Here is a 21,140-nt window from a genome sequence, read left to right on the forward strand (position 1 = left end):
CCGAACGCATATGTCATATGCACGCTACATGTATCGTGCACAGCTACGGGGAGGATTCCGCCTGCCGACGACCCGCAATGGTCTGTCACCTCCTATAGATCAGTACTCTGATTGCTGCGGATTGTCGACTACGTTTGAAGGCCCTGGCGGTCGATTATGGGGTTTACCTGGTGTTCGGCTCCGAGATCATCCATGATCAGGATCATGAATCTCTGCTCACCGTGCGGAGAGCCCGACGGAAGGATGGCTCTGTGGCCCTCGATCCGGCACTGACGATGGGACCGCGGCCCCCACTAATCGACTGTTTCTCGGCCCTCGACATTTTCGTGGCGCGCTACGACCCAGGCCGCTATCTGTGCGCGTGAGGTGAATCCGAGCTTGGTCAGAATGTGTTCGACATGGCCCTGCGCGGTTCGCTGGGAGATCACCAACTTCGTGGCGATCTGCTTGTTGGTCATGCCCTGCGCGACGAGTTCGGCGACCTGCGTTTCGCGTTTGGTCAACACCTTCGACGCGCCCGCGGCGGCATTGTCCTCGGCGGAACGAGCGCCGAGCGCCGAAGCCACCGCGGCGGCGGCCGTCATATGCCGTCCTTTCCGCACCGCCGAATCGAATTGCCGCGCACCCAGGTCACGCCGTGCGACCCGGGCGCATTCGTCGTGCCGGGACACCTCCTGCGGAGTGTTGATCCAGTTGATACCCGTCGATCGGGCCAATTCTTCCGCGGCTCCCAGCAGAACAGCCGCGCGCTCGACGTCGCCCTCGTCGGCATGAATCCAGGCCAGGGCCTCCAAGCCACCCGAGGCGGTGACCGGGCTGTGCATGCGTCGGTCCAATCGCAACGCTGTCTCGAGCAATTGCCTCGAGCGGTTCCGCTCCCCTTGCTGCAGGGCGACTTCACCCATGACCAACAGGGCATACGAGCGCTGGATCGTCTCGCCGTGCGCTTCGGTGATCGCGATTGCCCGCCGCAGGCTCCCCATCGCCTGTTCGATATCGCCGTGTGCGCGGTACGCCATACCGAGGAGGATCAGGGCGGCGATCTGGTGGCGTGGTTGCCCCAGCGACTCGAGCATACCGGCGGCGGCCTCCAAAGTGGAACTCGCGGAGGTGAATTCACCGCCGACCAGTGCGTACACGGCGTCGCTCAGGTCGGCTACGACGCGGGTCATCGTGTCATTCGAGCGGTCGGCGAGCGCCCGCACCTGTGCGGCCATCGCGGCCGCGGAGCGCAGATCGCCCTGGAGTGCTGCCAGCGATACCGCGACGAACAGTGCCTCGCAACGGTCCGATGGTGATTGCGGTGCGGGGTGGTTCAGCATGCGGTCGATCCATCGCCGAGCTTCGCTGTAGTGACCTCGGGCCTGCCAGTACAGGGCCAGTGCGTTGACCATGCGCAATCCGATGGCGGCCGCTTCCTCGCTGTGGTCGGCGCAGCAACTTTCGATGGCCTCCCGAAAATTGGACTGTTCCCGCTCGACGCGATCGATCCAGTCGAGTTGGCGGTCGCTGATCCACCCGGCCTCCACATCGCGTGCCATGCGCGCGTACCAGTCGCGGTGGGCGCGCTGTATTCGCGCCTGGTCGCCGCCCGCGCGCAACTTCTCCCTGCCGTATTCCCGCAGTGTCTCCAGCAGCCGGAAACGGACCGCGTCATCGGTCTCGTCACGGATGACGATCGACTTGTCCACCAGGGACGACAAGGTATCGACCAGGCTCTGTGCGGCCGAATCGGAGCCGCACACCTGCTCGGCGGCGTCGAGTTCGAAGCCCCCGGAGAATACCGACAACCGGCACCACAGCAGTTGTTCGCTCTCGGTGCACAGCTCGTAGCTCCAGTCGATGCTCCATCGCAGAGTCTGCTGCCGGGTAGGCAGATCTCGGCTGCTTCGAGTGAGCAGTGCGTATCGGTCGGTCAGCCGCTCCAGAATCTGCGCTGGCGACATCGCCCGCAGCCGGGCGGCCGCGAGTTCGATCGCCAGGGGCAGGCCGTCCAGTCGGGCACAGATCGTCGCGATATCGGCTTTGTTGGATTCGGTGACCTCGAAGCCCGGCACTGTCTCGGCGGCACGCTCGGCGAACAACGACACGGCGTCGTATCTGGGCAAACCACGTAGCGACGGCTCCCAATCCGGAGGGGGCGCTGTCAACGGGTGCACCCTGAGCACTGCCTCGCCCCGGATATCCAGCGGCTCACTACTGGTGGCCAAGATCCGCAGTTCGAGGCAGGACCGCAGCAACATGGTCGCCAGGTCGGCCACCGCGGCCACCAGGTGTTCGCAGCTGTCCAGGAGCAGCAGGCTCCTTCGCTGACCGAAGAAGCCGAGTAGCACCTCCGGCAACGGCTGGGCGCTCCAGTCACCCACACCGACCGCGGCCATGACCACGTTCATCAGCAGTGTGGGATCTCGCAGCTCACCGAGCTCGACCAGCCAGGTGCCATCGGGGAAATCCCGTCGCACACTCGCGGCGGCCCGTACCGCGAGCCTGGTTTTCCCGACACCACCCATCCCGGTGAGCGTCACCAGCCGCGACGAGGCAAGCAGATTCTTCACCTCGGACAACTCGCTGCGGCGATCGACGAAACTGGTCAGCTCGGCAGGGAGGTTCCCCTTCGGGTGCCGCGGCGTGATCGGTGACGGCGAGGCTTCGGCGGACGGATCGCTGCTGCCGGTCTTGTTCCCGGTCGGCGAGTCGGTGTGCAGGGCCATCTCGTCGACCGGAAGTCCGCGAGCCATTTCGATACTTCGAAGCCGCTCGCCGAGTTGCTCGGCCGTCGGTCGGTCACTCGGTGTGGTCGACATCGCCGATTCGACGGCGGCGGATATGTCCTCCGGTATGCCGTGCTCGCGCAGGTCGGGCGCGGGTTGACTGCTGATTCGGATGAACTGCGCGACCACCTGCTCGCCACTGCGCCGCTCGAACGCGGCATAACCCGACAGTGCTGTGAACAGGGTGGCACCGAGGCCGTAGACGTCGGCTAGCGGCGTGGGCTGGGCGCCGGACAAGACCTCGGGTGCGGTATATGCGGGGGAGCCGGTGACGGTGCCCGTGGTCGTCCGAAAGCCATCCGTCATATGTGCGATGCCGAAATCGGTCAGCGCCGGCTCACCGTAGTCGGTGAACAAGATGTTCGCCGGTTTCACATCGCGGTGAACGATCCCGGCCCGATGCGCGGACACCAATGCACCGGCGATTTTCACTCCGAGCCGCAGCGCCGCGGCGATCGACAGCGGGCCGTGCTGCCGGATCTGCGATTCGAGCGAGTCGTGAGCGTGGTACGGCATCACCAGATAGGGCAGGCCGCTGTCCGTCACGCCCGCCTGCAATACGCTGACGATGTTGGGATGACCCGTCAGCCGGGCCATCGCTCGTTGCTCTCGGAGAAACCGTTCGCGGTCGGCTTCGTCGAAGTCGGCGGTCAGGACCTTCACGGCGACGGCGCGGTCGAGGCTGATCTCGGTGCACCGGTACACCACGCCGAACCCGCCTCGGCCGATCTCCCGGGCGTCCTCGAATCCCGCCGCGCGCAACTCCTCGGTGATCGTCGACCCGATCACTCGCTGGGTGCTCAACGGATCATTGCTCTCCATCCCAATGCCCAAGCCCATCGGTTTCGCCGGGAACATCGATGTACCGACGCCAACCCAGGATATCGCGACAGCCGGTTTGCCACGCCTGTCGATCTGCGTCCTGTGCGAAATGTGTACCCGCCCGCGCCGACGGTTTTCGGCCGCGGTTTCCGTCGCTGGAATATACCGGACGGCGGTCGCCGGGCACGTCTTTTCGGGACGTCCCGAGAATCCTCGAATACCGCTGTAGTGCAATAACTTTCGCCGTAACTGCACAAACCGTCCATGGGTGGGAGCTGCGTCGACTGCGCACTTGCGTCAACTGCGGGCATGCGGGTGATGTGCGAAACCTCGTATCGCCGGAAATCGACGACGACGAACGTCGGTGTTCGGTAGCTGCGGGGAAGCTCGGTACGCGGCCTCGGGCCGGTGCCTGGTCGAGCACCGGCCGATCAGAGCCGTGACGCGATGGTCAGGGCCTGGGTCGCACATTCTCGAGTGCTATCGGCGGAAAGTATGCGTCCACGAACGTGCGATGCCACCACGATCGCTCGCGCAGCAGCTCGCGGGGGGTGGTGAAGCGGTAGCGGTAGAGCTGCGCTCGCAGAAAGCGCGGCGGGGATCCGGGGAACGGGTTGTGCCGGAGCAATCGCACGGTCGCCGGATCGTTCCGCAGCAGCCGGACCGCGAGCGGCACCAGCCATACCGGGCGCGAGAATGGTGAGAGCGCGGCGAACCACATGAGCCAATCCAGACGAAGGTGGTAAGGCGCCCACTGTCCGGGCAGCCGGTGCGGATCGCCGGGCTTACCTCTGAATTCGTATTCCTGCCACACTGTCCGGTCCGTGATGCGCGGCTCGGCGGTGCCCTCGATGACGATCTCGTGGCGTGTTCGTTGGATGCCGCCGAAGGCTCCGTACGTATTGACCAGGCGGTACGGGTCGAAGGACATGTTCATGCGCTGGTGGTGGGAGAGCAGGTTGCGTGCCGGACGATAACTCAGCACCACCACCAGCGCGGTGAACGCGATGATCAGGGCGATGAACCACGGCGCGGCTGCCGGGAGCGCCGGAGCATGGGGGATCGGCAGCACCGTGGCCGCCACGGAATCCGGGATGGCGGCCGCGGCAAGCAGGATGGTCAGCCAGTTCAGCCAGGCGAAATTACCCGACAGCACCAGCCAGAGCTGGGTCACGACGACGATTGCGCCGGCGCTACCCGCGACCGGTTGCGGGGCGAACAGCCCCAGGGGGACGACGAGCTGCGCGAAGTGGTTGGCCCCCACCTCGATTCGGTGCAACGGCTTGGGCAAGTGATGGAAGAACCAGCTCAACGGTCCCGGCATCGGCTGGGTCTCGTGGTGGTAGTACAGGCAGGTCAGGCTACGCCAGCAAGGGTCGCCGCGCAGTTTGATCAGTCCGGCGCCGAACTCGACCCGGAACAGCAGCCACCGCGCGAGCCACAGCACCAGCACCGGCGGCGCGACCCGGTCGTTGCCCAGAAAGATCGTCAGAAATCCGGTCTCGAGTAGCAGGGACTCCCAGCCGAAGGCGTACCACACCTGGCCGACGTTGACGATCGATAGATACAGCGCCCACAGGATCAACCAGATCGCCATCGCCACCCCCAACGGCACCAGATCGGCGAGGCCGGCGCAGACCGCCGCCGCCAGGGCCGCCCCGGACCAGGCCACGGCGGCGAAGAACCGGTCGGAGTAGTGCAGTTGGAAAATGCTCGGAGCCTGCCGGAACGATCGCCGGGCGAGGAACCGGGGCACCGGAAGCATCCCGTGCGTGCCGATCAGCGCCCGGAATTGCCGGGCAGCCGCTACGAAGGCCAGCACGTAGACGGCCGCTGTGCCTCGCTCGAGCACCTGTCGGCCGAACCAGTATTCGGGTGCGTCGAACCATCCCATGTCCGTAGCTCCTCGGGTTCCCATTGTGATACCCCGGCCGGAGTCCGGAAACCCGCGACAGGGTGAACGGCGGAGCCGATGACCGTTGATGCCGAGCCACTGTTGTCCGCGGTCCGCCGAGCGTGCCGATAACCTCCGTGTCGGGAAGGCGGGGGTCGGCGTCAGGGCGAGCCGTCTTGCTCATGGCAGGTGGCGAAAGCCCGCGTCGTCCGGTCGGTCACGGTGGTGTGACGGCAGGCGGGACGGCACGTTCCCAGCCGAGCAGTGACCATCGCGGCAGCCGGCGGGGTGCGTCGTGTGGTCCTTATTCGGCGCGTTGCGTCGGTGACATCGGTACCTGTTGTGATGTGGGTCTATCGCTGGGGTTGCTCGGGTAAACTTCGATTGTCTCGTAGGTGTCCCAATGGTGAACGCGACGGAGTGGCGATGAACATTTCCGAAGGCGTGGCGGACATGATTGCCCGGACGGCCGACGTAACGATGGCTGCCTCGGGGGCCGTGGGCGGTGCTGCTGTCAACGGCGTGATCGGCGGCGTGCGAGGTGCTGCGGTCGGTGTGAAGAACGGGATGAGCAGCGGCAGTCACTCGGCGCCGGCGGCTGCGCTGGCGTTGTCGGCGGTCGGTGTCGCGGGTCTGGTGGACTGGCCCGTACTGGTCGGCGTCGGCGGCGCGGTCCTGCTGGTCCAGCGGCTCGGGCAGCGATCTGGCAGGCTGTCGGCGCCTGGTGTCGGCGGTCGCGACGGAAAGGCCGATTCGCAGCCGGCCGGTGGGCGAGCTTCACACCGGGGTGGCGGTGGCGCGAAATCCGCGGCCAAGCGCCCGGCCCGCACGCACTCGCCGACTGGAAGTTGACGTTCACGCAGGCCGGGTACCGACGCTGACCGGCTGCCGGATGCTGTCCGCGCGCTGCTGTTGCGGTGGCTTCATCGGCGGCCGGCGGTCGGAGGGGTGTTCAGTCGACGACTTCGATGAAGCCGGCGCGCAACAACACCGCGTACAACTGACGGAACGGCACGGTGAGCACCTGTGTCAGGGCTCCCGTCAACTGATCCGACCCGACGCTCGCATTGGTAGGTATCACCCTCGATACCTTGCTGACCCCCGGCATCGAAGACTCGAACAGATAATGACCTGGAGGCAACAAATGGCCGAAAAGTCACCTGACGGCCACCGGAACGCCGTCGATCGTGTGCTCGCCGCGCAGGGTTTCACGGTGGAATTGCCGGTATTCGGCCGGGTCCGGATCCCGCGGCCCGAGCAGTTGGCGTATTACAGTGCGCTCGGCGCCCTGGCCGCAGCGGAGATCATCGAATGGCCTGTCGCGGTGGTTCTCGCGGCAGGTCACTGGCTGATACAGGATCAGCACAATCGCGTTGCCCACGAGATCGGCGAGGCCCTCGAAGAGGCTTAGATTCCGTTCCGCACGGCCATTGCGTGCGGCATGCTCGCGGCTCCGGCGGGTCGGGTGCGGCGCGCGGTGTACGAGTGATTATGTATGCCGCTGTGCGGCAACGGATTTCGGCATTCGACGCGAGCAGGGCCGATTTCGCGCTCGGTGACGACCGGCCGTCGACGAGAAAGCCGCCGGCGCGCTCGTCGTGTTTTGGCCGCGTCGGGCCACGCGGCGGGGGTGCCCCGCGGAGCCGGATCAGGGCAGAACCCGCGGAAGGTGCGCCAGCAATATCGTGGCAATCGCTCTTTGTCGGGTAGTCGAAATTCCATTGCTGCGCCGGTGTTGCGGGCATCGATACCAGTTTTACTAGGGCTTTCGTGTCTCTGGTGTGCAACGGACGAGCAGGTTATTCCGCTTTCGATCTCGATGAGCGTAGGCTGAGGTGAACATTGGGGGGTATTCTGGCAACGCACTGGTTTCCGCGGGAAGTTTCGAGCTACCTACGACGACTGGGGTGTGAATGATGAGTGTGGCATCCGAAACTGTCAGGACCCTGGGCGCCGCGGCGTCGGCGACTGTCCATACGGCCGAGGCGGCCGGGGGAGCCGTCGTCGGGGCGGTGACCGGTGCCGCGCGGGGCACGGTCGAGGGCGCGGTATCCGGCGCGCACGGCGGGATCGATATGCCGACGGCCACTGTGCTCGGCGTCATCGCGGTGGGTGTGACGGGGCTGGTCGACTGGCCGATAGCGGTGGCCGCGGGCGGGCTCGCGGGTGCGGGGTATCTGTTACGGCGTGCCCGAACCGAATCCGGCGAGCACGCCACCGTCGAACGGCCGAAGCCGCGCAAGACCGCCCGGCCGAGACAGGCCACCGCTGGTCAGAAAAAGTCCGCTGCCAGCCAGAAAAAGCCCACTGCCAGCCAGAAAAAGCCCACTGCCAGGCAGAAACAGTCCACTGCAGGTACGCGGCGGTCGCGGCCCGCCGCACGGTGATGGTGTCGCTGCGCGGTGTGGTCACTGCGCCGATCCGGTTGCCAGTGGCCGCCACCGCAGCCACGCTGGGTTTGCTTCGCGGGCCGGCCGCGATGGCGTCGCGGTTGGCCGACCCGGCGGTCGCCGGCTTGGCGGCCGAACTCGTCGAGGGTATGGGCCGGGAACTGAGTGCGCTCGTGGATCCGCGGCGGATGCGCGTGCAGCGGCGGGTCACGGTGCACGGCAACCGTATTCACGCCGAGGTTCGCGGTTTGCGGTCGGCGCAGAGCGCTCGGGTGGCCGAGTTGGTGCACAAGCATCTCGAGCAGGAACCGGACGTGGGCTGGTTCCAGATCAACGCGGCCACTGGGCGGGTCGCGGTGGCCACGACTCCGCAAGGAATGTCTCCGGCTCAGCTGGAAGTAATCCTGGAACGCGTCGAAGATCTCGCCGGGACCAGCGAACAGCAATGGAACCGTCGGTTCGAGCACCCGTCGGACCGCGAGCCGGTGCTGACCTCGGCGCTGCAGTTGGCCGGCGACGTCATCGGCATCGGGGCGGGCCTGACCCCCCGGATGATTCCGGCGCCGCCGTTGGCGCACATGGTCCGAGGTGCGTTGGCTTTGGTGGATGGCCAGCCGAGATTGCGCGGCGCACTCGAAGCCCAGCTCGGCCGCCACCGCACCGATACCGTGATCACGATCGGAAACGCCGTGGGCCGGGCCTTGGACGCGGAAGTGCCCGGCCTGTGCGCCGATGCGGCGCAGCGAGCCGTGCGGTTGGTCGAGGCGACCGCTCGCTTCGCCCAGTGGCGGCGCTGGGAGCAGTTGATCGCCGAGGCGGATCCGCCCGGCGTCTACGAATACGAGCCGCCCGCACCGCGACCGGTGCCGCTGCCGCATGGACCGATCGAGCGCTGCACCGAACAGGTCAGCGCGGCGGCGGCAATGGCCTCGGCGGCGACGCTGGCCGGTGGCCGTGCGGTCGCCGATGCCGCCGACGCCGTTGCCGCGGGCGTGCCCCGGGCGGCGCGGGCCGGTCGCGAGAGCTTCGCCGGCGCGTTGTCGACCCTGATGGCCGCGCGTGGCGTACTGACTCTCGACCCGCTCATGTGGCGCCGCCTGGACCGGGTCTCGGCAGTGGTCGTCGACCGGGACGCGGTGCGCGGTGAGCGGGCCGTGGTTCTCGATGCCGAATCACTCGACGACGGCTGGCCGGTCGAATACGTGTGGAGCGCCGCCCAGCGGCTGCTGTGGCGCGATGACGAGGAACTGCCCATTCCGCCGCCGCCAGAACACCAGCGCGACGATCTGCGCCTGGACATTGATGCCGTCGGCCCCGGGGATGAGGATGGCGGCCCGCGCTGGCATGTGCTGCGCGAGCGCCGACGTGTGGTCGGGCGGGTGCTGATCGGCGACGAGCCGCATCCGGGCGCTGCCGGACTGCTGGCCACCATCCGGCAGGCGGGCCTGCGGGTAGTGCTGATCGGTGACGAGGGCAGCGGCGAATTGCGGCGCAGCGCCGACGAATTCGTCCTTGCCGGCGGCTCGATATCCGAGCTGGTACGGCGACTGCAGCGGCAGGGACATGTGGTGGCGGTGGTGAGTGGCGAGGCGCATCGCGGCTTGGCCGCTGCCGATCTGGGGATCGGTATCGCCACCCGGCGTCCCGGAGCCCCGGCGGGGATCCCGTGGCAGGCGGATGTGTTGTGCCCGGATCTGAGTTCGGCACGGCAGATCATCGCCACCACCGGCCTGGCACGCGAAGTCAGCGAGCGCGGCCGGGTCCTGACATTGTCGGCGGCCACGCTCAGTGGTCTGCTGCTCGCGTCCGGTCCCGCCGGGGCTCGGGCGGCGGGGGCGACCAGCCCGGTGACCGCGGCGACCGTGATGGGATTGACCACGGGCCTGAACTGCGTGCGCCGAGCCGCGCACGTGACCGAGCCGGCCGACGTGCGGCTGGTGCCGTGGCATGCCCTGGAGCCGGACGAGGTGCTGGCCCGGCTACCTGCCCAGTACCGGCCGCCGCCGCTGCCCCGCTCATCCGTCACCACCACTGCCGGCGGGATTTCACGGCGATTGGCCGCGCCGGTAGCTACTGTGGCCGATCTGATCGCAGATGTGCGGCGCGAGTTGGCCGACCCGATGACGCCGGTCCTGGGCGTCGGCGCGGTCGCCTCCGCGCTGCTGGGCTCACCCACCGACGCCGTGCTCGTCGGTACGGTGCTGGGGCTCAATGCCACCGTGTCGGCCCTGCAGCGCCGTCGCGCGCGACTGTCGCTGGACAAACTGTTGCTCGGTGAGCGATTGACTGCCCGGCGACTCACCGAGGACGGCGAAATCGAAACTCCCGCAGACGATCTGCTGCCGGGGGATGTGATCGCACTCGCCACCGGCGAGGTGGTTCCGGCGGATGCGCGGTTACTGGAGACCGAGGGGCTGGAGGTGGACGAGTCCGGCCTCACCGGTGAATCGGTGACCGTGGAGAAGCGGACACCTGCCACGCCCGGTGCCGTGCTGGCGGAGCGCACCAGCATGGTGTTCGAGGGCAGTGTCGTGGTCAGCGGCGAGGCGACTGTGGTGGTGGTCGCGGTCGGAGCCGCAACCGAGGCCGGCCGTGCTCTCGCGGCCGCCGGGCGGCCGCCTCTCGGGGGTGTGCAGGAACATCTGCACAGCCTGACCGAGCGCGTGCTGCCGTTCACCCTGGGCGGTGGGACCGCAGTGACCGTCACCAGCTTTCTGCGCGGCCTGCCGCTGCGCCCGGCGCTGGCCGACGGGCTGGCCGTCGCTGTGGCCGCGGTTCCCGAGGGGCTGCCGCTGGTGGCGACGGTCGCTCAATTGGCCGCCACCCGGCGGCTGTCCCGCCGTGGCGTGCTGGTTCGTTCCAGCCGCACCATCGAGGCGCTCGGTCGTATCGACACGATGTGTTTCGACAAGACCGGCACTCTTACCGAGGGGCAGTTGCGGCTGGTCGCGGTTGCCGACCTCGATCGGCAGTGGGACAGCGAGTATTTCGCGAGCACAGCACAGTCGCGGGAGTTGTTGCGCGCCGCCGCGCACGCCTGCCCCGATCCCGCACAGGCCCCGCTGGTGCACGCCACCGACCGGGCGGTCGTCGAAGCGGCGCACACGCACCTGGGCCACCGGCCGCCGCATCCCTGGGATCCCATCGAGGAGGTGCCGTTCGAGAGCTTCCGCGGCTACTCCGCGGCGGTGGGCAACACCGGCCGACACATCCGGCTCGCGGTCAAAGGCGCTCCTGAAGTGCTTCTGCCGCACTGTGATCAGGTGCTGCGCACCGATGACGAAGGCCGCCATCAGGTTTCGCCGTTCACGCGCGCATGCCGCGCCGATGCGGAAGCCGCGGTGCGGCGGCTGGCCGCGCAGGGCCTGCGGGTGCTGGTAGTGGCGCGGCGTGATTTCGTTACGGCTCCCGACGATGTCACCGAGGAGATCGAGCAGCTCATCCTCCTGGGCTTTCTCGGTATCGCCGACAGCCCGCGCCCGCAAGCGCTGGAACTGCTTGCCGATCTGGCTCGGAACGACATCAGCGTGCGGATGATCACCGGTGATCATCCGATCACCGCGCGTGCGGTCGCCGACCAGCTCGACATTCCCGCCGATACGGTGGCGACCGGCGCGGACCTGGACCTGCTGGACGAGGACGGCCAAGCCGAACTGATCGAGCAGGCAACGGTTTTCGCGCGGGTATCGCCCGAGCACAAGGTGCGCATCGTGTCCGCGCTGCAACGACGCGGGCACACCGTGGCGATGGCCGGTGACGGCAGCAACGACGCGGCCGCCATCCGCACCGCCGACGTCGGAATCGGGCTGGCCGCCCGAGGATCGGTCGCCGCACGCGAGGCTGCGGACCTGATCCTCACCGACAACGGCTCGGTCCTCGACCTCACCGTGCTGCGGGAGGCGCTGACCGAGGGACGGGGCATGTGGCAGCGGGTTCGTGACGCGATCGGCGTGCTGGTCGGTGGCAATGCCGGTGAAGTGGCGTTCACTGTCCTGGGTACGCTGCTGTCCGGTCGAGCCCCGATCGGCACCCGGCAATTTCTGGTGGTGAACCTGCTCACCGACCTCGGCCCGGCGATGGCGATCACGCTGGCGGACACCCAGCCCGCCGACGACGCCGAGGCATCGGGCGCGACACTCGGGCCGTCGCCCGGTATCGGCACGGACTTCCTGCAAGCCGTCGCCATACGCGGCGCCTGCACCACCTTCGGCGCCAGCGCGGCCTGGATGCTCGGCCGCGCCACCGGCCGCCGCCGCCGTGCCGACACCATGGCCCTGGCCGCCCTGATCGGCACGCAGCTGGGGCAGACCCTGGTGATCGGCCGGCACAGCCGCTTGGTCTGGACAACCGTGGCGGGCAGCTCCGTACTGCTTGCCACGGTCATCATGACGCCTGGAGTGAACCGGTTCTTCGGTTGCGTACCACTCGGGCCGATCGCCTGGTCGATCGTGCTGGGCTGCGCCGCAACCGGCACCGGCGCGGCGCTCCTGGCGGGTCGCGCAGTGTCCGAGCCACGCACGCTCGAACCGGGGCCCTCGCTCGCACCGTAATCCGCGCCGCCACAATCCGAATGGTCGACCGGGCCAGATGTGCGACCGGACCGGCGGCCGGCCGCGGTTGACGAGGAGCGGATCACGGCACTATCCATCGTCGCCCTACGTTCGTCGTCGGTGGTCTCGGTGCGATGCGCGTGACGAGGCGCGGCCGCGGTGGCCGAACCGTCCATCGCCGGCATAGCTGAACCCGTGGCCGAGGGCGCTGCCGGCGGTAGGTCCGCGGACCGTGCGAACCGGGTAGGTCTTGCGCACGGTCGTGGATGTGACTTTTCGGTCGCCGACCTGCTGATTGCCGATGGGCGCGCCGAGGGCAGACGGTGCGGCCGGCCGGTGGTAGGTTTCGTCTACATTGTGATGAATTATCGACAGATCATCGGGGCGGCGGTCGATGCCGCTGGAATTCGGTATCGGCAGATCATGCGCCGGGGCGCTGCCACCGCCTCGCGGCGACTCGCCCTCCTGCGCGACACGAATCCGGCTGCGCAGGTGCGATTTCCGAAACTTCGAATCCACCAGATCTGGCCGGCCGGTCGCTCGGTGTTCGTGGTCGTCCCCGCGGCCGGACTGATCGCCGGGAGCGCGGCGACGACCTTCGTGTGGGCGATTGTCATGGTATCCCGCCGAGCCGCCGAGCCGTTCGTGGTGACCGTGGGCGGTGTGGGCCTCGCCATCGCTTCGCTGGGCTTGCTGGCCGTGGCGTTGGGCATGCTCCGCGAGCTGGTGCCACCATCGGCGATAGTGTTCGGCCTTCCGGTGCGCCGGTGCTCGCATACCGAGCGGGGTGCGGGTGTGCGGGTGACGCATCCCACCCGGATCGTTCCGCTGGTCTCGATTCTGTTGGGGCTCATCGTTTTCGGGCAAGCGTGCTGGTGGGCGCGATGGGCCGGGATCGGCGGCCCATTCCCGTTCTCCGCGCTCGACCACGACCGGGCGATCGCCGCCCTGGCCGGCTCGGTGGTGCTGGCCGTCGCCCTGGTGCTGGTACTGCTCGCCGCGCACCGGCGCATTCACATCGAGCTGTACCCGTCGGGCATCCTGCGCCGCAATCCGCTGCTGGACGTGCGGGAGAAGGACCACTTCCTGTCGTGGGACGACATCGCGGGAGTGCATACCAGAACGCAGTACGTCGCGGCCTACCTGCGCAAGGGCCCCACCGTCGTGCTGCGCCTGACCGACTCGGCAACACCGGCGAACAATCGATTGTTCGACCTTGTGGGCGAATTCGGTATCCCGGCCTACCTGGCGCGATGCGACTCCAACCTGCTGCTGACCCTCATCGAGCACCTCGTCGAGGAGCCCGCCGCCCGCCGCTTGCTGGCCGCCCGGGGAGTGCGGAAGTGGTTCAGCACGCACTATCACCATTCCCCGGCGCCGACCGCCCCGTTCGCGCCAGAACCTGCCGCTCTCGGTCGATAGGCGGCGTCGGCTCGGGACCTTCGGGTGGTGCCGATCCGCCGAGCGGGGGTGCGGATCGAGACCGCGGACGATCGGTGGTGGTTCCAGGCCGTCGCGGGTCAGGCCGCGCGGCGGACAACGATGTCGCCGACACTCGCGCGTGCGCGCACCTGGACCCGATCATCGGAGGTGACGGCGCGCTCGGCGGCGTCGAATTCGTTTCGTACCGAACCGAACTCGGTGTGGACGTCGAACTGGGCCGCGGTGCCGGGGTGGATGCCCACTTCCAGATTTCCCATGGAGGTCTCCACGGATATCGCTCCCCGCACCGCCTCGCCCACGCGGATGGAGCCCACGGCTGTCCTGGCGGTCACATCGGCTCGTGCGGCACCGACGGTGATGTCGCCATGGGCCGACTCGACCAGAAGCTCGCCGGTGATCGTGTCGATCGTGGTGGCGCCCTGCGAGACGCGGATCTCGGCCCGGCCGCCGGCCTGCCGCACCGAGACCGCGCCGGCCTCGGCCGTCAGTTCCAGTGCGTGCGCGGTGTCCACATGAATATCGCCGAGAGCGCTGGTCAGCCGGCAATCACCGAGTATGCCCCTGGTGTGGATCGCTCCGATCTCGGTGTCGGCCTGGATCTGCGAACCGTTCGGAACCTCGATCACCACTTCGATCGCACCGTGGGTGCGGCTTGCCGCCTGCTCCTGCGACGGTGGTCGCGGCATCCTCACCCGCAGCAGGCCCGCGCAGAAGTCCACCCGGGTCTGCTCGACGATCTCGACGTCCAGGGGCCGGTCCGGGTTCTGCGGCCGCACATCGACAACCGTGGTGGCTCGTTCGGCCGCGACGATCCTGATGTGGCTCAGGTGAACCTCGACGACAACGGAAATGATTCCGGGAGTGTCGAATTCACGCACGGTGTGCCCCTTCGCCGGTCTCCGGCCGGCGGCGGTCACGCTCGCCTGCGGACCGCGTCGACGATGAGCAGCACGATCACCGCTCCGACGATCGAGCCCAGGAACATGTGGTGAACGGGTGGGTGGATGCTGAACACGTGCGGCGCGAACACCAGACTGCCGAGGGTGCCACCCACGTAGCTGCCCACGATGCCCACGATGATGGTGGCCAACCAGCCGATGCGCTGGCGGCCCGGAACCAGAAGGCGTGCGATGGCTCCGACGATCAAACCGATGATGATCATGGCGATGATGCCCATGGCATGCCTCCTCGTGTAGGGGCGACCGACAACCCCACCTCGACGGTAGCAGCCGCACGCCGCGCAACGGTCACGTTCGGGTTGTGGACGGATGAAAACTTCACGGCGACAACGGAATCGAAGTGGCACGCCGCCGGCGGTACACGGCCCGCCGCCGGTGAAACGTCCACTGCCCGGCCCCGGGGGCTACGGTGTGGACGGAAAACTCGTGTTCTACGGAGCGGAATTGCTGATGGATACCTTCGAGCTGCGCCCCATCGGGCGAGTCGAATCCGACCTGACCGATCCACAGACCGCACCCAAGCAAGGCGACGAAGGTGCGCCGCCGAGCCGGCTGGTGCTCGATCCCGGGCTCGCCCCCGCCATGCGGGATCTGCGCCCGGGAACCGAGGCGGTCGTGCTCACCTGGCTTGATCGCGCGGATCGCGACACCCTCACCGTGCACCCCCGCCGGGACCCGTCCGCACCACGCACCGGTGTGTTCAGCACCCGTTCCCCGCACCGGCCCTACCCGATCGGCCTGCACACCGTGCGGATCCTCGCGGTGGACCACGACAACGCACGCATCCACGTCGCGGACCTGGAAGCGATCGACGGCACGCCGATCCTGGACATCAAACCCGTACTGCCGCAGCATCGGTCACACGATCGCTGAGCCGCGCCCCGAGGCAAGCGATATCATCCGGTGCTGATCCTGTCCGATGTCGGCTCGTTTCTCGCTGTGATGGTCACGGGTCGGCCACCTGCACCACCGGCGTCGCGAACGTCACGGCCTGGGACATCGGGTCGCCGAGATCCGGGGCCGTGCCCCGAGATGGGGTTTGTGCCCAACACGATTCACCATGACTCGCCCTCGCGCTCGAGTCCTGGCCGGTGCGTTGGCGGCTGCGGTTGCCGGGTGCACCGCGTGTTCGCCGTCCGCGCCCCCGGGTACCGGGGGCCTCCCGGCGGCCGGTGTCGCTCTGCCGACGGCGGGTGCGGGATTCGATTATCAGATCGGCGGCGCCTACACCCCGCCGCCGGGAGTGCGAGTCGTCGCCCGTGACCACGCCGCGCAGCCCGCGGCCGGGACCTACAACATCTGCTACGTGAACGCATTCCAGGCCCAGCCGGGTAGTGCGGCCGAATGGGGCGATTTGGTGCTGCGAGCCCCCGACGGCACGGTCGTCCTGGACCAGGACTGGAACGAGGCGCTGCTCGACCTGCGAACCGCGGACAGACGCGAGCGCATCGCGGCGAAGGTGGACGCCTGGGTCGACGACTGCGCGGACAAGGGCTATCAGGCCATCGAGCCGGACAACTACGACAGCTTCACGCGCTCCCGCGGTCTGCTGTCCGACCGCGACGCCCAGGCCTATGTGCGCCTGCTGTCTGCCCACGCGCACGACAAGGGCCTGGCCGTCGCGCAGAAGAACACCTCCGAACTGGCCGACCGGCGCCAGGAGAACGGCCTCGACTTCGCCATTGCCGAAGAATGCGGCGAGCAGGACAACTGCGACGAATACACCGCCGCGTTCGGCGACCAATGTCATCGTCATCGAATACACCGCCGCCGGTTCGAGCAATGCCTGCGCCCACTGGAGCAGATCGCTCAGCATCGTCCGGCGCGACCGCGGGGTCGCCCCCGCGGGTGCGCCCGGCTACTTCCGCGCCGTCTGCTGACCGCAACGGCGTGCCCGTCCCGTCACCGTCACCCCGCTTTCCGGGATCGGGCGCGCATGGTGCCGGTCGAGAGGGGTAGTACCCCGGCGATGGCACCTTGCCTCGACAGGTAGGAGCGATGTGAGTACTTATGTGACGACGAACCCGTCCACCGGCATCACCGAGCGTGAATTCCCGGGACTGCCCGATGACCGGATTCCCGGTATCGCCGAACGTTCGGCCGAGGGGTTCCGGAGCTGGCGGCGCACGCCCGTGGCCGAACGCGCCGCTGCCTTGGCGCGGACCGCGGATCTGTACGAGAAGCGGTCCGCCGAGCTGGCGGCGGCCATCACCAGGGAGATGGGGAAACCGATCGAGCAGGCGGCCGCGGAGGTGCGACTGGCCGCCGATATCTATCGCTGGTACGCAGAGCACGGCCCCGAGTTGCTGACCACCGAGCAACTCGATCCGCAGGGCGCCCAGGAGTCGGTGGTGCAGACGTTGCCGATCGGGCCGCTCATCGGAGTGATGCCGTGGAACTACCCGTACTATCAGGTCGCGCGTTTCGCGGCGCCGAACCTGTTGTTGGGCAACACGATTGTGCTCGAGCACGCTTCCATCTGCGCCGCCTCCTCCGAACTCGTCGCCGAGGTATTGCACACGGCGGGAGTGCCCGACGACGCGTACATCAACGTGTATGCGAGCGCGAGGCAAATCGCGCAGCTGCTGGCACATCCGGCGATTCGCGGAGTATCGCTCACCGGAAGCGAGAGTGCCGGGGCCTCGGTCGCCGCGGAGGCTTCGAAGAATCTGAAGAAGTCGGTTCTCGAACTCGGCGGTTCGGACCCCTTCATCCTGCTGGACACCGCCGATATGGCCGAAACCGTCCGGATCGCGGCGCGGGCGCGGCTGGCGAATGCGGGCCAGGCGTGCAACTCCCCGAAACGCTTCATCGTCCTGGACGAACTCTACGACGACTTCGTGCAGGGCCTGGTGAGTGAATTCGATCGTGCGGTCGTCGGGGATCCGGCGGACACCGGAACCGAGGTGGGTCCGTTGTCCTCGGTGTCCGCACGAGACACTGTCGCCGACCAGGTCGGTACCGCCGTGCGGCAGGGAGCGACCCTGCACACGGGCGGCTCACCGGGCGACGGTGATGGAGCATTCCTCGAACCGGCGGTCCTGACCGGCATCACCCCGGGAATGGACGCCTATTCCGAGGAAATCTTCGGTCCCGTGGCCATGGCGTACCGGGCCTCCTGCGTCGATGACGCGGTCCGGCTCGCCAACGATGTCGGCTTCGGCCTGAGCGGCTCGGTGTGGAGCGCCGACCTGGCACGAGCCGCGCAGGTCGCGGACCGTCTCGACGTCGGAATGGCCTACGTCAACGAGCACGGAACGACGTTGCCCGGCTTGCCCTTCGGCGGTGTCAAGCGCTCGGGGTACGGACGTGAACTGGCGCGCTGGGGCATGGGTGAGTTCGTCAACGTCAAACTTCGGCGGGTCTCGGTTCGCTAGCCGCCCGGCAGTTTTCACGGTGATCCATCGTCCGGACGGATGTCTTGTGCCGAAACGGTTCGTCGGCGACCGGGGTGCAGGATGCGATCGAGTCGGACGGCGGCGTATCCGAGTGTGGACACGCCCGCGACGACGAGCAGGTCGGTGCCGGTCAACGGGGCGGTACCGAGCAGATCCCGCAACAGTGGCAGATACAGCGCGGCCAGTTGCAGAGCCAGCGCTGCGGCGACCGCGACCAGCAGCATCGGATTCGCCGGTGAACGAGGCCGAGCGCGGGAGCCCAGCGCCGCGCCGAGCTGGGCTGCGCCCAGGGTGAAGAAGGCCATTGTTTGCCAGGGCCTGCCGGTGTGCTGAGCCCAGATCGCGACGCCGAGCGTGACCGCGGTCAGCACGACCGCGATGCGCACCACCCGCTGCCACAGTCCCGCGCCCAGGATGCTCTGGGTCGGGGGGCGGGGCGCGCGCCGGATGAGATCCGGGTCCGCGGGTTCACCACCGAGCGCGACGCCGGGCAGGCCGTGGGTGAGCAGGTTGATCCACAGGATCTGGGCCGGGAGCAGCGGCAGTGCCATGCCCAGGAAGGGCCCGGCGAGCATGACCGCGATCTCGGCCGCGCCGCCGGCGAGGCCGTAGACCAGGAAGCGGCGGATGTTGGCGTAGATGCGGCGGCCTTCCTCCACGGCGGTGACGACCGTGCCGAGGTCGTTGTCGGCCAGGACGAGGTCGGCGGCCTGGCGAGCCACCTCGGTGCCGCGTCCGCCCATCGCCACGCCGATGTCCGCGCGGCGCAGTGCGGGCCCGTCGTTGACCCCGTCGCCGTTCATCGCGACGATTTCGCCGCCGCGGCGGAGGGTTTCGATGATGTCGAGTTTCTGCGCCGGAGTGGCGCGGGCATACACCGCCGCGTCCGGCAGACCCTGTCCGGCGTGAGCACGGCAGTCCAGAACGGCATCTCCGGCGCCGATGATGCCCACCTCGGTGGCGATCGCGCGGGCGGTGCCGGGGTGGTCGCCGGTGATCAGCACCGGACGGATCCCGGCCTGCCGGCAGGCTGCGATCGTGCCGGCGGCCGTGGGACGGGGCGGATCCACGATGGCGATCAGGCCGAGCAGCCCCAGTCCTTGCTCGGGATCCGAGCCCGTCGCCGGTGCGATGTCCCGGTCGGCCTGCGCTACGGCCAGCACCCGGAAACCGTTGTATGCCAACTGATCAGCCCATTCGCGGGCTGCTGTCGACGACGCCGGGTCGTCGGCGAGCACGTGGGAATCGAGCACCGCTTCGGGGGCGCCTTTGCAGATCACCCGATATCGTCCGCCGGGCAGCCGGTGGATCGTGCTCATTCGCTTGCGGTCACTGTCGAACGGCCGCTCATCGACACGCGGCGCTCGCGCGTTCACTTCGTCGTGGCGGAGGCCGAGTTTGCTCGCGGCGAACAGGAGCGCGATCTCGGTCGGATCCCCTAGCGCTCCCCAGGGCCCGCCGGCGGTGGCCGGGGGAGTCGGATGCGCGTCGTTGCACAGCGCCGCGGCGGTCAGCAGCGCGGTGATCTCCGGTATCTCGGAGTCGGTGAGAGCCTTTTGGCCGGTACGGATTTCGCCGTTCGGAGTGTCGTCTGATCCGGTGACGGTCGCCTCGGCTACGGCAGTCCAGAGCCGCTGGGCAACCATCCGTCCCTCGGTGAGGGTCCCGGTTTTGTCGGTGGCCAGCACCGTGACCGAGCCCAGTGTCTCGACTGCGGGAAGCCTGCGGATCAGCGCATTGCGTGCGGCCATGCGCCGCGCGCCCAGCGCCAGCCCCAGAGTGACCACGGCCGGCAGCGATTCCGGGACCGCGGCGACCGCGAGACTGATGGCGGTCACGACCATCAGTTCCACCGGCTGCCCTCGAAACAGCCCGATGGCCAGCACGATCGCGCACAATCCCACCGTGACCGCGGCCAGCATCCGGCCGATATCCGTGAGCCTGCGTTGCAGCGGGGTCAGCCCGCCGCCGCCCTTGTCCAGCAATCGCGCGATGCGTCCGGTAGCGCTCGCCGCCCCGACCGCGGTCACCACCGCCCGCGCACGGCCTTTCACGACCACCGTGCCCGCCGACAGTGCCCGGTCGCCGGTTGCCGACTTGTCCACCGGGACCGACTCGCCGGTCAACGCGGACTCGTCCACCCGCAGCGCCACCGCCTCGCTCACCACCGCGTCGGCTGCCACGATGTCACCCTCGGCCAGCATCAACAGGTCACCGACCACCACACCGGCGGCGGGAATCTCGTGCCGAGCCGAATCCCGGATCACGGTGGCGGTCGGGGCGGTCAACCTCGACAATGCCGCGATGGCGTGATCGGCGCGCACCTCCTGCACGACGCCGACGGTGGTGTTGGCCACGACCACCAGAAGGATCACCGACATGTCGGTCCAGTCGCCGGTCACGATGGTCAGCGCTGCCGCGGCCAGCAGCACCATGATCAGCGGATCGCGCACCTGCGCGGCGATCCGCTGCCACCACCGGACCGGCGGCCGCTGCGGCAACACATTCGCACCGTCACGGGCCAGCCGATCGGCCGCCTCGGCCGATGTCAGCCCCGGCGTCGCCGCCGATCCGATCCGAGTCCGCGACATCTCGACCAGTCCATTCCGCGCCATCGACGGAGACCCTTCCCGCACCGGCCGGTGCGGGTTCCGGGCACCGCAGTGCCGGTACCCGGCAGATCTCACGTTTCCGCATGGCCCGCCTGTCCCGCTGCCCACCGAGGTCACCGGGGGAAGGGCCCTCCGGCCCGGTTCCGGCGATCTCGGTGCCGGCGTCCGAAGCCGATATCGCACCGGCTGACCGGCGCTGCGGGGTCGGGCCGTGCAAACCGGCTGACGGGTCGGGACTTTGTCCTCTTTGTGTGGGTGAAGACATGGAGTGATGGTGAACAGGTCATGTCGTTCGAACAGG

Annotated in this window: 14 protein-coding genes; 8 read left to right on the plus strand and 6 right to left on the minus strand. The window is 68.3% G+C overall.

Going from position 1 to position 21,140, the window contains the following annotated elements; translation table 11 throughout:
- Positions 1-293: 293 nt before the first annotated feature.
- Together NV1_RS34465 and NV1_RS34470 are read right to left on the minus strand one after the other, a co-directional pair.
- Complete coding sequence (locus NV1_RS34465; RefSeq protein WP_307630864.1) at positions 294-3,575, minus strand: protein kinase domain-containing protein; 3,282 nt, start codon at positions 3,573-3,575, stop codon at positions 294-296.
- Between the two features lie 469 nt (positions 3,576-4,044).
- A complete protein-coding gene (locus NV1_RS34470; RefSeq protein WP_067901335.1) occupies positions 4,045-5,487 on the minus strand; it encodes a lipase maturation factor family protein in 1,443 nt (480 codons plus the stop codon).
- A 426-nt stretch (positions 5,488-5,913) separates the two neighbouring features.
- Between NV1_RS34470 and NV1_RS34475 the strand changes: the two genes are divergently transcribed.
- On the plus strand, positions 5,914-6,339 hold the full coding sequence (locus NV1_RS34475) for a hypothetical protein (protein ID WP_067901420.1): 426 nt from the start codon (positions 5,914-5,916) through the stop codon (positions 6,337-6,339).
- A 100-nt stretch (positions 6,340-6,439) separates the two neighbouring features.
- Here NV1_RS34475 and NV1_RS46090 read toward each other — a convergent pair whose 3' ends face one another.
- Positions 6,440-6,568 (minus strand): Rv1535 domain-containing protein, encoded by a 129-nt coding sequence (locus tag NV1_RS46090; RefSeq protein ID WP_245714079.1) that lies wholly within the window; start codon positions 6,566-6,568, stop codon positions 6,440-6,442.
- 63 nt (positions 6,569-6,631) lie between these two features.
- On the opposite strand from NV1_RS46090, the gene NV1_RS34480 reads away from it, so the two are divergent.
- The 4 genes from NV1_RS34480 to NV1_RS34495 all read left to right on the plus strand — a co-directional run bounded on the left by NV1_RS34480 (position 6,632) and on the right by NV1_RS34495 (position 13,849).
- Positions 6,632-6,898 (plus strand): hypothetical protein, encoded by a 267-nt coding sequence (locus tag NV1_RS34480; RefSeq protein WP_067901338.1) that lies wholly within the window; start codon positions 6,632-6,634, stop codon positions 6,896-6,898.
- Positions 6,899-7,403: 505 nt separating this feature from the next.
- Complete coding sequence (locus tag NV1_RS34485) at positions 7,404-7,874, plus strand: hypothetical protein (protein ID WP_157117551.1); 471 nt, start codon at positions 7,404-7,406, stop codon at positions 7,872-7,874.
- Between the two features lie 44 nt (positions 7,875-7,918).
- Positions 7,919-12,427, plus strand: a complete 4,509-nt coding sequence (locus NV1_RS34490) for a cation-translocating P-type ATPase (protein ID WP_169813478.1) — start codon at positions 7,919-7,921, stop codon at positions 12,425-12,427.
- Between the two features lie 360 nt (positions 12,428-12,787).
- Complete coding sequence (locus NV1_RS34495; protein WP_157117552.1) at positions 12,788-13,849, plus strand: hypothetical protein; 1,062 nt, start codon at positions 12,788-12,790, stop codon at positions 13,847-13,849.
- A gap of 98 nt (positions 13,850-13,947) precedes the next feature.
- Here NV1_RS34495 and NV1_RS34500 read toward each other — a convergent pair whose 3' ends face one another.
- Positions 13,948-14,748, minus strand: a complete 801-nt coding sequence (locus NV1_RS34500) for a DUF4097 family beta strand repeat-containing protein (RefSeq protein WP_067901423.1) — start codon at positions 14,746-14,748, stop codon at positions 13,948-13,950.
- Between the two features lie 35 nt (positions 14,749-14,783).
- Positions 14,784-15,047, minus strand: coding sequence for a GlsB/YeaQ/YmgE family stress response membrane protein (locus NV1_RS34505; protein WP_067901352.1), 264 nt, complete (start codon positions 15,045-15,047; stop codon positions 14,784-14,786).
- Positions 15,048-15,204: 157 nt separating this feature from the next.
- Here NV1_RS34505 and tsaA point away from each other — a divergent pair, with 157 nt between their 5' ends.
- The 3 genes from tsaA (at position 15,205) to NV1_RS34520 (ending at position 18,206) form a co-directional block, all read left to right on the plus strand.
- Positions 15,205-15,702 (plus strand): tRNA (N6-threonylcarbamoyladenosine(37)-N6)-methyltransferase TrmO, encoded by a 498-nt coding sequence (gene tsaA / locus NV1_RS34510; RefSeq protein ID WP_245714080.1) that lies wholly within the window; start codon positions 15,205-15,207, stop codon positions 15,700-15,702.
- A gap of 187 nt (positions 15,703-15,889) precedes the next feature.
- Positions 15,890-16,822: an endo alpha-1,4 polygalactosaminidase gene (locus tag NV1_RS34515; RefSeq protein ID WP_218027291.1), complete on the plus strand. Its 933-nt coding sequence runs from the start codon at positions 15,890-15,892 to the stop codon at positions 16,820-16,822.
- 7 nt (positions 16,823-16,829) lie between these two features.
- A complete protein-coding gene (locus NV1_RS34520; protein ID WP_067901353.1) occupies positions 16,830-18,206 on the plus strand; it encodes an NAD-dependent succinate-semialdehyde dehydrogenase in 1,377 nt (458 codons plus the stop codon).
- Between the two features lie 14 nt (positions 18,207-18,220).
- Here the strand turns inward: NV1_RS34520 and NV1_RS34525 are convergent, their stop codons facing one another.
- Complete coding sequence (locus NV1_RS34525) at positions 18,221-20,842, minus strand: cation-translocating P-type ATPase (RefSeq protein WP_245714081.1); 2,622 nt, start codon at positions 20,840-20,842, stop codon at positions 18,221-18,223.
- Between the last annotated feature and the right edge of the window lie 298 nt (positions 20,843-21,140).

It is taken from the genome of Nocardia vaccinii NBRC 15922, from assembly GCF_001613305.1.
GTDB classification, from domain to species: Bacteria; Actinomycetota; Actinomycetes; order Mycobacteriales; family Mycobacteriaceae; genus Nocardia; species Nocardia vaccinii.

What these genes read in the sequence shown, in the direction of transcription:
- NV1_RS34470 (WP_067901335.1), bottom strand. Translation starts at nt 5,487, where the DNA reads ATGGGATGGTTCGACGCACCCGAATACTGGTTCGGCCGACAGGTGCTC.
- NV1_RS34475 (WP_067901420.1), top strand. Translation starts at nt 5,914, where the DNA reads ATGAACATTTCCGAAGGCGTGGCGGACATGATTGCCCGGACGGCCGAC.
- NV1_RS34480 (WP_067901338.1), top strand. Translation starts at nt 6,632, where the DNA reads ATGGCCGAAAAGTCACCTGACGGCCACCGGAACGCCGTCGATCGTGTG.
- NV1_RS34485 (WP_157117551.1), top strand. Translation starts at nt 7,404, where the DNA reads ATGAGTGTGGCATCCGAAACTGTCAGGACCCTGGGCGCCGCGGCGTCG.
- NV1_RS34495 (WP_157117552.1), top strand. Translation starts at nt 12,788, where the DNA reads ATGAATTATCGACAGATCATCGGGGCGGCGGTCGATGCCGCTGGAATT.
- NV1_RS34505 (WP_067901352.1), bottom strand. Translation starts at nt 15,047, where the DNA reads ATGGGCATCATCGCCATGATCATCATCGGTTTGATCGTCGGAGCCATC.
- NV1_RS34515 (WP_218027291.1), top strand. Translation starts at nt 15,890, where the DNA reads ATGACTCGCCCTCGCGCTCGAGTCCTGGCCGGTGCGTTGGCGGCTGCG.
- NV1_RS34525 (WP_245714081.1), bottom strand. Translation starts at nt 20,842, where the DNA reads ATGGCGCGGAATGGACTGGTCGAGATGTCGCGGACTCGGATCGGATCG.